Below are 12,630 nucleotides of genomic sequence, written 5' to 3' on the forward strand. Positions count from 1 at the left end.
TTTTTGTTTTTTTTGGCTTCGGGAAGTACTGGCAGTTTTATCGGTATGATGCAGTGGGCTGAGCGGTTTAGGAATGATATTGCATGCAAAGAAAATTATCGGTTCTAGGTATTCGAGGCGTTCCTGCTCAGCATGGGGGATTTGAGACTTTTGCGGAAAAGCTTGCGCTTTATCTGGTGAGTAAGGGCTGGCAGGTAGATGTATACTGCCAAGAAGATGGTGTTGGGCGTATTAGTGAAAGCAATTGGATGGGGGTGCGGCGTATACATATCCCTGTTAATAGAGGGGGCGCTGGAGGTACTGTTCTTTTTGATTGGAAAGCCACCTGTCACGCTTTGTCGCAAGACGGTCTTTTCCTGACGCTTGGCTACAATACAGCATTTTTTAATTTGATGCAGCGTGTTAAGGGGCAGACTAATGTAATTAACATGGATGGCATCGAGTGGCGCCGTGACAAGTGGGGTCCTGTTGCAAGAGCTTGGTTTTGGCTGAATGAGCGAGCAGGTTGCTGGATCGGTAACCATTTGGTTGCCGATCATCCCAAGATCAAGGAACATCTTGCAACGCGTGTCAATTCTGAAAAAATAACCATGATTCCGTATGGGGGGGATGAGGTTCTTTCTGCTGACGCCCAGTTGTTGACTCGTTATGGCGTTACGGCAGGAAATTATTCGATCATCATTGCCCGTCCTGAGCCAGAAAACTCATTCTTGGAAATGGTCCGGGCCTTCAGTCGGAGGCCTCGGAATCACAGGCTGGTTGTGCTCGGAAACTTCAAACCGGAAAGCAACAAATTCCATCGTCAAGTCATGGATGCTGCCAGTGACGAGGTGGTTTTTCCGGGTGCCATCTATGAGGCTGCTATAGTTCGTGCTCTGCGTTTTTATAGTCGGTTTTATCTGCATGGTCATCGTGTTGGCGGCACCAATCCGTCTCTGGTAGAAGCGTTGGGGGCGGGGTGTGGTGTCATTGCCCATGATAATCAGTTCAATCGCTGGGTAGCAGGCCCTGGTGCAGCTTATTTCAAAGACGAGGCCGCATGCGCAACTATTTTCGATGATTTATTGATGGATGATCAAGCGGTCCTGGGAATGAAAGCTGCCAGTCGTAAACAATTCCATGAGCGTTTTACCTGGGATCAGGTTTTGCGTGAGTATGAAGATCTACTGATCCATTGGTATCCAACTAAGTGATTAAGAGCGCCTAATGATGTCCCGTATTCTTGTTACCGGCGGTGCCGGATTTATTGGTTCTGCGGTTGTGCGTCATTTAATTCGCAGCGAATCCCATGAAGTCGCAAATCTCGACAAGCTCACCTACGCCGGCAATCTTGAATCATTGGCTTCCATTGCCGACTCGCCGCGCTACCGCTTCTACCAAGTGGATATCTGTGACGGAGTCGCGCTGGACAAAGTCTTCGCCGAGTTCCAGCCGACCGCGGTCATGCATCTTGCCGCCGAGTCCCATGTGGACCGTTCCATCGACGGCCCGGCCGAGTTCATTCAGACCAATATCGTTGGTACCTACACCCTGCTGGAGGCTGCGCGCCGTTACTGGAGTAGCCTTGAGCCCGAGGCCAAAGGTGCCTTCCGCTTCCACCATATCTCCACTGACGAGGTGTATGGCGACCTGGAGGACACGGACGATCTGTTCACCGAAACCACGCCCTACGCGCCTAGCTCGCCCTACTCGGCATCCAAGGCCAGTTCCGATCACCTGGTTCGCGCCTGGCAGCGTACCTATGGCCTGCCGACGTTGGTGACCAACTGCTCGAACAACTACGGGCCGTTCCATTTCCCGGAAAAGCTCATTCCGCACGTAATCCTCAAAGCGCTGGCCGGTAAGCCGCTGCCGGTGTACGGCGACGGTTCGCAGATCCGCGACTGGCTGTATGTCGAAGACCATGCCCGAGCTCTCGTCGAGGTGGTTACCAAGGGTGAGGTAGGCGAGACCTACAACATTGGTGGCCACAACGAGAAGCGCAACCTGGAAGTGGTGTATGCCATCTGCGACTTGCTGGATGAGCTGGTACCCGCCGCCGACGGTCGTTCATATCGCGAGCTGATCACCTTCGTCAAAGATCGCCCGGGACACGACCGGCGTTATGCCATCGATGCCTCGAAGATCGAGCGTGAGTTGGGATGGGTACCGCAGGAAAGCTTCGAGAGCGGAATTCGCAAGACGGTGCAGTGGTATCTGGATAATCGCGAGTGGTGGCAGCGAGTTTTGAATGGTGATTATCGGTTGGGCCGTTTGGGCGAGGCCTGACAGCACTTGGAGCAAGAGCTTCGCCCCGAGGGCGGGCCTCCTACAAGGGCTGAAATACTGCATACAGCAGTGGTGTGCTCCAATTTCGGTTTGCGGTTTATCCCTGTTTTGAAGGTGGACTTTACGTGAAAGGCATCATCCTCGCCGGCGGCTCCGGCACTCGTTTGCATCCGATCACCCGTGGGGTGTCCAAGCAGCTGCTGCCGATCTATGACAAGCCGATGATCTATTACCCGCTGTCGGTGCTGATGCTGGCCGGCATTCGCGAGGTGCTGATCATCTCCACTCCGGAAGATCTGCCCAACTTCCGCAAGCTGCTGGGTGATGGTTCAGAGTTCGGCATCGAGTTGAGTTATGCCGAGCAGCCATCGCCCGATGGCTTGGCCCAGGCCTTCCTGATCGGCGAAGAGTTCATCGGCGACAGCAGTGTCTGTCTGATCCTCGGCGACAACATCTTCTACGGTTATGGTTTCAGCTCGATGCTGCGCGAGGCGGCCAGCCGCGAGCAGGGCGCTACCGTGTTTGGCTATCACGTGTCAGATCCGGAGCGTTTCGGCGTGGTGGAGTTCGATGCCAGTGGCAAGGCGATTTCCATCGAGGAGAAACCCAAGGCGCCGAAGTCCAGCTATGCGGTGACCGGGCTGTACTTCTACGACAACTCGGTAGTGGAGATCGCCAGGCAGGTGAAGCCGTCTCCGCGCGGCGAGCTGGAAATCACCGATGTGAACAATGCCTACCTGCAGCGTGGCGATCTGCACGTGAGCCTGCTCGGCCGTGGCTTCGCCTGGCTGGATACCGGTACCCATGACTCGCTGATGGAGGCCAGCCACTTTGTGCATACCATCGAAGCCCGCCAGGGGCTGAAAGTAGCCTGCCTGGAAGAGATCGCCTATCACCAGGGCTGGCTGTCCGCGGAACAATTGGGCCGCCAGGCACAGGCGCTGAGCAAGACCGGGTATGGCCAGTATCTGCAGCGTCTGCTGGTCCAGGAGGTTGTGCAGTGAAAGTGATCGAAACGGCGCTGCCCGGAGTGTTGATCGTCGAGCCCAGGGTGTTTGGCGATCACCGCGGTTTCTTCCTCGAGACCTTCCAGGTCGAGCGCTATCGCGAAATCGGGATCGGTCTGCCGTTCGTGCAGGACAATCACTCGCGCTCGCAGCGTGGCGTATTGCGTGGCCTGCATTTCCAGCGCACCCGCCCACAGGGCAAGCTGGTCAGTGTCAGTCGTGGCGCCGTGTATGACGTGGCGGTGGATATCAATCCGGACTCTCCGACCTGCGGCCAGTTTGTCGGTGTGGAACTGAATGATGAAAACCACCGCCAGCTGTGGGTGCCGCCGGGCTATGCCCATGGTTTCTGTGTGCTCAGTGAGGTCGCTGACTTCCAGTACAAGTGCACCGACCTGTACTTTCCGGAGGATGAGGGCGGCCTGCTGTGGAACGATCCGGAGGTGAACATTCCCTGGCCGGTCGCCACTCCGCAGCTTTCTGCCAAGGATCAGCAAAACCCGACCCTGCGCCAGTTGCTGGGCAGGGAGAGTTGATCATGCGGGTTCTGATCGCCGGCGCTCACGGCCAGGTTGGGCATGAGTTGTTGCGTTTCGCACCGGATGGCTGCGAGGTTGTTGCGCTGGGCTCGGCAGAGCTGGATATCACCAATGCGCAACAGGTGGCTAAGGTGGTCGAGCGACTGCGGCCGCAGTTGATCATCAATGCCGCGGCCTATACCGCTGTGGACAAAGCGGAGAGCGAACCGGAGCGGGCCTGGGCGGTGAACCGCGATGGGATTGCCCACCTGGCTCAGACTGCCGAGCGGTTGGGTATTCCCATATTCCACATTTCCACCGACTACGTGTTTGCCGGCGATGCCAGCGAGCCGTACCGGGAAACCGACCCTACCGGTCCCACTGGGGTATACGGTGCCAGCAAGTTGGGCGGTGAGCTGGAGCTGGTGGCCAACTGCAGCGAGCACATCATTCTGCGCACCAGCTGGGTGTTCGGTGCCCACGGCAACAACTTCGTCAAGACCATGCTGCGCCTGGGGCGCGAGCGTGAGGAACTCGGTGTTGTGGCCGATCAACGCGGCTGCCCGACTTCGGCGGCGAGCATCGCCCGGGCGCTTTGGGCGCTGGCCGTGCAGTACCGTGAGCACGGCTCGCTACAATGGGGCTTGTACCATTTTAGCGGCACCCCGGCCTGTACCTGGCATGAGTTCGCCTTGGAGATTTTCCGTCAGGCGCATGCACTGAGCCTGCTGGAGCGAGTACCGCTCGTCAGAGCCATTTGTACTGCGGATTACCCGACGCCAGCGACTCGCCCGGCCTGGTCGGTGCTGGATTGCGCCAAACTGCGCGAAACCTTGGGCATTGCCCAAGCAGATTGGCGTGAGGAGTTGGCGCAGGTGCTGCGTGAGTTGGCTTGACGCTCCGCGATTAGAGCGCTTGGCCTCAGCTGTCGCGGGTGCCAGTAAGCTTCCCGTTACAATCCGCCCCCAGTCAGGGACCCTGTATCAGGCCGTCCCTATGCGATGCCCGGTCGTTACGCCGGGCATCGCTGATTTTCCGAGATGGAGCTGTCTGTCCTGATGTCTTTTTCTTCACGCTATCAGCCAACTTTCGCCGAGCGCTATCCGCTGACGATGCTGGCCGCCGTTGTCGATTTTCTGCTGGTCGTCGCGGCGGGGTATCTGGCTCATCTATGGCGTTTCGACTCGTTGACGTTGAATGGGCGTTACACCACAGCGACCTTTGTCTGTGCGCTGCTGGTTATGCTCAGCCTGCTGATGAGCGGGGTCTACGGCTCATGGCGTGGCAAGTCGTTTCTGCAGCAGCAGGGACGGGTCTGGCTAGGCTGGCTGGTGGCCATCGGCATCGCCCTCAGCGTTGCGTTCTTTCTCAAGATTTCGGAAAAGTACTCCCGTCAGTGGTTTGTCGGTCTGGTAGTGCTGGCTGGCTCGGCCAGTGCGTTGTTGCGTCTGGGAGCTTTCCTGGCTCTGCGCCGTTTGCGCTCGGCCGGGCGCAATCTGAAGAGCGTGTTGCTGGTCGGGAATGGCGGAGCGGCAGCACGTCAGTTGCATAATGGGCACTCACTAGGTGAGTTCGGTTTTCGCCTGGCGCAAACCCTGCCTTTTGCCCATGGCGAGCAGTGGCTGACGCAGTTGGTGGCCAGTGTGGAGGAACAGGGAGCTCATGAGGTATGGCTGTGCCTGCCGTTGAGCGAGGGCAATGCCATTCGCTCGGTGCTGTACGCCTTGCGTCACCATACGGTGGCAGTGCGCTTCATTCCCGAGTGGGGTGATCTACCCTTGCTCAATCACAAGATCAGCAATATTGCCGGGTTGTATTCGCTGGATCTCAGCTGTAGTCCGATGGATGGACCGGCACGGGTCATCAAGCGCCTGGAGGACATGTTGGTCGGCGGGGTGATTTCCCTGCTGATTTTGCCGGTGTGTATTGGCATCGCCCTGGCCATCAAGCTCTCCTCGCCGGGACCGGTGTTGTTCAAGCAGTACCGTACCGGCATCAATGGGCAGAAATTCAAGGTCTACAAGTTCCGCTCCATGGTGGTACACCAGGAGTCCCATGGCGAAGTGACCCAGGCCCAGCGTCAGGATCCACGCATCACGCGCGTTGGCGCTTTCCTGCGCAGGACCAGCCTCGATGAGCTGCCGCAGTTCTTCAATGTGCTGCAGGGACGCATGTCTATAGTCGGTCCGCGTCCCCATGCGCTGGCCCACAACGAGTACTACAAGGATCTGGTCGAGTCCTACATGCAGCGCCACAAGGTCAAGCCGGGGATTACCGGCTGGGCACAGGTCAATGGCTACCGTGGCGAGACCGATACCTTGGACAAGATGCAGAAGCGCGTCGAGCACGACCTTTGGTACATCGACAACTGGTCGCTGTGGCTGGATCTGAAGATCATCTTCCTGACCATCTTCAAGGGCTTTATTGGCAAGAATGCCTACTGAGTCGTGTGTTTCCGGGATTGCTGAGGTTCGGCCATGGCAGGCTTTCTAGAGAGAAATGCAGTGGATAAGATGGATCGATTGGACGTAGCTCCTGGCTGGGTCAAGGGGTTGCTGTTACTGATGGGGCTCGGGTTGTTTACCCAGTTGGCTGGCTTGATCCTCAACAATGATGGCAGTCGTTATGCCACCCAGGTGTATCTGTTGCTGCTGTTGCCCTCTCTGGGGTTGCTGGTTTGGATGCGCGGTGCGGTAAATCTCTGGAAGCAGTTGCCTGCCATCTTGCTGTTACTGCTGATGGGCTGGGCCTTGCTGGTGGCCGGTTTGCATGAGGGCTCGGAGAGGAGTTTTGGTTACTGGTCCAAGGTGATGCTGTTTCTGCTGCTCTATGTGTTCGCCTTAGCTTGCCTGGCACGCAGTGAGCGGCGTCTGGTCTGGATTGTGCTGGCTGCTTTGGTGGTTGCGGTCTTGCTTGCGTGGTTGACGCTGTATTACCAATACGGGGTGCTGGATCGTCCACTGCAGTATCCGCAGGTTCGCCGGTATCGCTTGCATGAGCTCGGTTGGCATGGCTATGCCGATCTCGATCATCCGATCATCGCCGGGTTGTACTACGGGGTTTTCGCTATCCTACTGACTTGGCTGTTCGTGCGCTTCAAGGTCAATGCTTGGCAGTCGGCGGTGCTTGCTCTGAGCATGGCCGGTTTGCTGGTTTATGTGCTCTTGACCTTCTCTCGTGGCGCCTGGTTTTCCTTGCTGGCAGGCGGTTTTGTGCTGCTGTTGCTGTTTCCGAATACCAAATCACGCTCGTTGCTGGGGATCGGTATATTTCTATTAGGGCTGGCACTCTATGTTTTCTGGCCAGAAGTTCAGAGTGAAAGAGCAATTGGTGTCAGCAGTCGAGACGTGATCTGGGCTGAGTGGCTGGTACGGGTCAATGACTTTTGGCTGGGGGGGGTTGGGGCTGGAGTCATTTTTGATTTCACATTCCCTGGTGGTTTCAAGGTCACCAGCGCCCATAGCCTCTACCTGCAGCTCTGGTACCAGTACGGCATCGTCGGCATCCTGCTGTTCGTTGCGCTGCTGATCAGTCTGCTGTGGAAGGGCTGGTGCTGTCGCGCCCAGCCACTGGCCCGCCTGGGACTCGCGCTGCTGGTGTTCGCCATGGTGGCGATGGTGTCCGAAGTTCACTCCATCTTCCTGCGACCCAGCCCCTTCTGGGTGGTGTTCTGGCTCCCGGTGGGCATTCTGCTGGGCGTGCAGAAGCCGGTTCCCGGGCACTCGTCCGAACCACTGGCCCCACCTGCTAAGGCCGATTAGACTAGTCAAGTTTCTTGTCGGGGTGCCTGGAGTCGCAGGCTGAGATCGGATCGTGCCGAATCCCGTTGAACCTGATCGGGTTAGTACCCGCGTAGGGAACAAGATGTCCTCGCCGTACGGCGGGGGGTCTCCTGCTTCAGGTTCGCTCCGACATTTCCTGCCGCGTGCCGTGGAGAGTCCCGTCGATGAGCGCCACCGAACAAAAGAACCTGAGCGAAAGCGCCCGGGTCGACCAGCAGTCCGTCCAGCCCCTGCCCAATTCGCGCAAGATCTACGTCCAGGGTTCGCGCCCGGACATTCGCGTGCCGATGCGCGAGATCTCGCTGGCCGACACCCCCACCGACTTCGGTGGTGAGCCGAACGCGCCGGTGCTGGTCTACGACACCTCCGGTCCCTACACCGATCCGAACGTGACCATCGACGTGCGCCAGGGCCTGGCCGATGTGCGCTCGCAGTGGATCGCCGATCGCGACGACACCGAACTGCTCGCCGGCCTCAGCTCGAACTTCGGTCAGCAGCGCCTGGCCAATCCGGAACTGACCGCCATGCGCTTTGCCCACGTGCGCAACCCGCGCCGTGCCAAGCCGGGTCGCAACGTCAGCCAGATGCACTACGCGCGCCAGGGCATCATCACGCCGGAGATGGAATACGTCGCCATCCGCGAGAACATGAAGCTGCAGGAAGCCCGCGCCGCCGGTCTGCTCGATGCGCAGCATCCGGGCCACAGCTTCGGCGCCAGCATTCCCAAGGAAATCACCGCCGAATTCGTCCGCGAGGAAATCGCCCGCGGCCGCGCCATCATCCCGGCCAACATCAACCACGTGGAGCTGGAGCCGATGATCATCGGCCGCAACTTCCTGGTGAAGATCAACGGCAACATCGGCAACTCGGCGCTGGGTTCCTCGATCGAGGAAGAAGTGGCCAAGCTGACCTGGGGCATTCGCTGGGGCTCGGACACCGTCATGGACCTGTCCACCGGCAAGCACATCCACGAAACCCGCGAGTGGATCATCCGCAACTCGCCGGTGCCGATCGGCACCGTGCCGATCTACCAGGCGCTGGAGAAGGTCAACGGCGTTGCCGAGGACCTGACCTGGGAGCTGTTCCGCGACACCCTGATCGAGCAGGCCGAGCAGGGCGTGGACTACTTCACCATCCACGCCGGCGTGCTGCTGCGCTACGTGCCGCTGACCGCCAAGCGCGTCACCGGCATCGTCAGCCGCGGCGGCTCGATCATGGCCAAGTGGTGCCTGGCGCACCACCAGGAGAATTTCCTCTACACCCACTTCGAGGAAATCTGCGAAATCATGAAGGCCTACGACGTCAGCTTCTCGCTGGGCGACGGCCTGCGTCCGGGCTCGATTGCCGACGCCAACGACGAAGCGCAGTTCGGCGAGCTGGAAACCCTCGGCGAGCTGACCAAGATCGCCTGGAAGCACGACGTGCAGGTGATGATCGAAGGCCCCGGCCACGTGCCGATGCAGATGATCAAGGAGAACATGGACAAGCAGCTGGAGTGCTGCGACGAGGCGCCGTTCTACACCCTCGGCCCGCTGACCACCGACATCGCCCCGGGCTACGACCACATCACCTCCGGCATCGGTGCGGCGATGATCGGCTGGTTCGGTTGCGCGATGCTCTGCTACGTGACCCCCAAGGAGCACCTCGGCCTGCCCAACAAGGACGACGTGAAGACCGGCATCATCACCTACAAGATCGCCGCGCACGCCGCCGACCTGGCCAAGGGCCATCCGGGCGCGCAGATCCGCGACAACGCCCTGTCCAAGGCGCGCTTCGAGTTCCGCTGGGAAGACCAGTTCAACCTCGGTCTCGATCCGGACACCGCGCGCAGCTATCACGATGAGACCCTGCCCAAGGACTCGGCCAAGGTCGCGCACTTCTGCTCGATGTGCGGGCCGAAGTTCTGCTCGATGAAGATCACCCAGGAAGTGCGCGACTACGCCGCCAACCTGGAGCGCATCGACGCGGTGGACGTCGACGTGGAGGAGGCGATGCAGGCCAAGGCCGAGGAGTTCAAGGCCCAGGGCTCGCAGCTGTACCACAAGGTGTGATGCGACAACGCTGAACGACAAACGGGCCCGCGGGCCCGTTTGTCATTTCTGCGCCGGCAGGAACTCCGGTCTGAGCACCTTGCGCAGGCGGCTGTAGGGAATGCTCAGCGTCGGATGGCCCATGCTGTAGGGCGCGATGGCGTAGACGTCGTACTTGAGCAGCACCTTGTCCTTGAGCAGGGCGATGTTGGCGGTCTTCTCGAACGGCCATTTGTTGCGCAGTTCGACGTCCTGCTCGAATTCCTGCTCGCGCAGCCAGCGCTGGTGGGCTTCGCGGGCCGCCTGCCAGAAGGTTTCCTCGCCGCCGGGCAGCAGCAGGTCGCTCGGCTGCAGCGCGCGCTGGCGGCTCAGCGAGTAGTTGATGAAGGCGCGCCCCGGCATGCCGTGGGCACCGCCGCGGTACAGGTAGCTGGACAGCTCGATCACCAGCAGGTCGTCATGCTGGTCGATCAGCTTGGCCTGCAGCCAGGTTTGCTGGCCCTGCGGTTCTCGCTGCAGTTGCACGGCGCTGTAGTCGAGCAGCGAGGCGGGCAGAGGAGCTTCGGCCTGTTCGACGGTCATCGCCAGCAGGGCGCGCTCAATCAGCGCGTTGAGCGGCGCTTGCTCGGCGAACTGCAGGGTGTCGACGTTGACCAGGCTGCAGCGTTCGCCCTGGCAGGCGTCGGCGCGCTGTTCCCAGGTGATGCGCTGCGGTCGCAGCTGGTCGGATTGTCCGCCGAGGAACTGGCAGGCGCCGAGCAATGGCAGGCAGGCCAGGGCGAAAAGGGTATAAAGACGCATGGGGCTCCTTGAGTGGATCGGCAAGGCTGGGTAGGGTGGCGCATCGAGCGTATTCGACCCCGCCGCCGACCGTGGGTTCGCCCGTTCGCGCGTGAGCGCAGCGGGGGTGACGGTCGTCTCCGGGGTTCGAGACATTCATTCATGGTGTGCATTGTGTGGCGGCTTGACCGCGCTGCAGTAAAGCGGGGGAAGTATATGAGCGAGTCGTCGAAAACGGCCGATCTGAAAGTGGAAATCGTCGAGCGCGAGGCCTGTTTCCGCGGCTTCTATGCGCTGGATCGCGTGCACCTGCGCCACGAGCTGTTCTCCGGCGGCATGGGGCCGCTGATCAGCCGCGAGCTGTTCGTCCGCCACGATGCGGTCTGCGTGCTGCCCTACGATCCGCTGCGCGATGCGGTGGTGCTGATCGAGCAGTTCCGCGTCGGCGCGCTGGACAAGAGCGCGCATCCCTGGCTGCTGGAGCTGGTCGCCGGGCTGATCGACAAGGACGAGGTGCCGGAGGAGGTGGCGCGCCGCGAGGCCATGGAGGAGGCCGGGCTGACCCTCGGCGAGCTGTGGCCGGTGACCGCCTACTATCCGTCGCCGGGCGGCAGCGACGAGCGCGTGCATCTGTATGTCGGCCGCTGCGACAGTAGCGGCGCCGGCGGCATCCACGGCCTGGTCGAGGAGGGCGAGGACATCCGCGTGCTGGTGCTGAGTCTCGACGAGGCGCTGGCGGCGATGGAGGCCGGGCGGCTCGACAATGCGGCGAGCATCATCGCCCTGCAGTGGCTGGCGCTGCATCGCGAGCGGGTACGGCAGACATGGCAATGACGCTGCTGGCCGAGCGCTACCGGGTCGACCTGGCCGGCCTGCAGGCGGCCTGCGAGGCCAACTATGCGCGCCTGATGCGCCTGCTGCCGGGCATGCGCGAGGATCCGGCCCCGCGCCGCCTGGCCCTCAGCAACGGCGACACCCTGCTGGCGGTGCTGGCGCTCAAGGTCACCGCGGCGGGTCCCTACACCAGCACCGTGGAGGTGCGCGAGGAGCCCGGCCTGACCTGGCTGCCGGCGCCGTGCCTGGAGGTGCGCGTCTATCACGATGCGCGCATGGCCGAGGTCACCGGCGCCGAACATTGCCGGCGCCTGCAGCCGCGCTACGGCTACCCGAACGCGGCCATGCACCAGCCGGACGAGAAGACCCAGCTCAACCTGTTCCTCGGCGAGTGGCTGGCGCACTACCTGAAATGTGGCCATCTGGCGGAAAACCCAGTGGATTGCTCGGTCGTTCGCCGGTAGTGTGAACCGCATAGCGGTTGCTGGCGTCGACAGCATGCCAACATTGCAATTCCGCATTTGCGGTCCAATCGCCGACAGGAGACGGCCTTTGCCCAGCGCCAAGTCCCCCACAACAGCCGCACCGCTGATGCTGGTGCAGCTTACCGACAGCCACCTCTTCGCCGAGGCGCAAGGTCGTCTGCTGGGTATGGATACCGCGGACAGCCTGAGCCGGGTGGTCGAGCTGGTGCGCGCGGAGCAGTCGCGGGTCGACCTGATCCTCGCCAGCGGCGACCTGTCACAGGACGGCTCCTTCGAGTCCTACCAGCGCTTTGCCGCCCTGACCGCGCCCCTCGAGGCGCCGGCGCGCTGGTTCGCCGGCAACCACGACGAGGCGCAGATGCTGCGCGAGGCCTGTGTCGGCACCGAGCGTCTGCAGCCAGTGACTGACCTGGGCGCCTGGCGGCTGATCACCCTCGACTCGAGTATTCCCGGTGCGGTCCCCGGCCAACTGGACGCCGAGCAACTGGCGCAGCTCGAGGCCGCGCTGGACAGCGCCGGCGAGCGCCATGTGCTGCTGAGCTTCCACCATCACCCGATCCCGGTGGGTTGCAACTGGCTGGACCCCATTGGCCTGCGCAATGCCGACGCGTTGTTCGCGCTGGCCGACCGCTACCCGAACCTGCGCTGCATGCTCTGGGGGCATGTCCATCAGGAGATCGACCGCCAGCGCAACGGCGTGCGCCTGCTGGCTTCGCCGTCCACCTGCGTGCAGTTCGCCCCCGGCAGCGAGGAATTCCAGGTCAGCAGCGAGGCTCCCGGCTACCGCTGGCTGCGCCTGCATGCCGACGGCACGCTGGAAACCGGCGTGTCGCGGGTCAGCGACATCGACTTCGTCATCGACTACACCATCAAGGGTTACTGAGGCGACTTGAACTGGGCCGCTGGATAATGCTTTGCTTGTATAT

General features: G+C 61.0%; 12 protein-coding genes and 1 riboswitch. Of the genes, 11 read left to right on the forward strand and 1 reads right to left on the reverse strand.

Annotated elements, in window-relative coordinates; all coding sequences use genetic code 11:
- The first annotated feature begins 83 nt into the window (after positions 1 to 83).
- From BM297_RS08650 to thiC, 8 genes are all read left to right on the forward strand, one after another.
- Positions 84 to 1,193, forward strand: coding sequence for a DUF1972 domain-containing protein (locus BM297_RS08650; protein ID WP_092430272.1), 1,110 nt, complete (start codon positions 84 to 86; stop codon positions 1,191 to 1,193).
- 13 nt (positions 1,194 to 1,206) lie between these two features.
- Positions 1,207 to 2,268, forward strand: coding sequence for a dTDP-glucose 4,6-dehydratase (gene rfbB / locus BM297_RS08655; RefSeq protein WP_092430274.1), 1,062 nt, complete (start codon positions 1,207 to 1,209; stop codon positions 2,266 to 2,268).
- A 125-nt stretch (positions 2,269 to 2,393) separates the two neighbouring features.
- On the forward strand, positions 2,394 to 3,272 hold the full coding sequence (rfbA, locus tag BM297_RS08660; protein ID WP_092430276.1) for a glucose-1-phosphate thymidylyltransferase RfbA: 879 nt from the start codon (positions 2,394 to 2,396) through the stop codon (positions 3,270 to 3,272).
- Positions 3,269 to 3,811 carry a dTDP-4-dehydrorhamnose 3,5-epimerase gene (gene rfbC, locus BM297_RS08665; protein WP_092430278.1) on the forward strand — a complete coding sequence of 181 codons (543 nt, stop codon included), beginning with the start codon at positions 3,269 to 3,271 and terminating at the stop codon, positions 3,809 to 3,811. The genes rfbA and rfbC overlap by 4 nt, the downstream gene beginning before the upstream one ends.
- Before the next feature lie 2 nt (positions 3,812 to 3,813).
- Positions 3,814 to 4,689: a dTDP-4-dehydrorhamnose reductase gene (rfbD, locus tag BM297_RS08670; protein WP_092430280.1), complete on the forward strand. Its 876-nt coding sequence runs from the start codon at positions 3,814 to 3,816 to the stop codon at positions 4,687 to 4,689.
- Positions 4,690 to 4,833: 144 nt separating this feature from the next.
- Positions 4,834 to 6,237, forward strand: a complete 1,404-nt coding sequence (locus BM297_RS08675; protein ID WP_245768233.1) for an undecaprenyl-phosphate glucose phosphotransferase — start codon at positions 4,834 to 4,836, stop codon at positions 6,235 to 6,237.
- A gap of 69 nt (positions 6,238 to 6,306) precedes the next feature.
- On the forward strand, positions 6,307 to 7,554 hold the full coding sequence (locus BM297_RS08680) for an O-antigen ligase family protein (protein ID WP_245768240.1): 1,248 nt from the start codon (positions 6,307 to 6,309) through the stop codon (positions 7,552 to 7,554).
- Between the two features lie 8 nt (positions 7,555 to 7,562).
- Positions 7,563 to 7,669, forward strand: a riboswitch (TPP riboswitch).
- Positions 7,670 to 7,739: 70 nt separating this feature from the next.
- Positions 7,740 to 9,626 (forward strand): phosphomethylpyrimidine synthase ThiC, encoded by a 1,887-nt coding sequence (gene thiC / locus BM297_RS08685; protein WP_092430282.1) that lies wholly within the window; start codon positions 7,740 to 7,742, stop codon positions 9,624 to 9,626.
- A 42-nt stretch (positions 9,627 to 9,668) separates the two neighbouring features.
- On the opposite strand, the gene BM297_RS08690 is transcribed toward thiC, so the two are convergent.
- Positions 9,669 to 10,406 carry an RsiV family protein gene (locus BM297_RS08690; protein WP_092430284.1) on the reverse strand — a complete coding sequence of 246 codons (738 nt, stop codon included), beginning with the start codon at positions 10,404 to 10,406 and terminating at the stop codon, positions 9,669 to 9,671.
- 195 nt (positions 10,407 to 10,601) lie between these two features.
- Here BM297_RS08690 and BM297_RS08695 point away from each other — a divergent pair, with 195 nt between their 5' ends.
- From BM297_RS08695 to cpdA, 3 genes are all read left to right on the forward strand, one after another.
- Complete coding sequence (locus BM297_RS08695; RefSeq protein WP_092430286.1) at positions 10,602 to 11,219, forward strand: NUDIX domain-containing protein; 618 nt, start codon at positions 10,602 to 10,604, stop codon at positions 11,217 to 11,219.
- Positions 11,210 to 11,683 (forward strand): DUF1249 domain-containing protein, encoded by a 474-nt coding sequence (locus tag BM297_RS08700; protein WP_092430288.1) that lies wholly within the window; start codon positions 11,210 to 11,212, stop codon positions 11,681 to 11,683. Before BM297_RS08695 ends, BM297_RS08700 begins: the two co-directional genes overlap by 10 nt.
- A gap of 127 nt (positions 11,684 to 11,810) precedes the next feature.
- Complete coding sequence (cpdA, locus tag BM297_RS08705) at positions 11,811 to 12,587, forward strand: 3',5'-cyclic-AMP phosphodiesterase (RefSeq protein ID WP_394328011.1); 777 nt, start codon at positions 11,811 to 11,813, stop codon at positions 12,585 to 12,587.
- Positions 12,588 to 12,630: the final 43 nt, after the last annotated feature.

The sequence above is a fragment of the Geopseudomonas sagittaria genome, assembly GCF_900115715.1.
GTDB lineage: Bacteria > Pseudomonadota > Gammaproteobacteria > Pseudomonadales > Pseudomonadaceae > Geopseudomonas > Geopseudomonas sagittaria.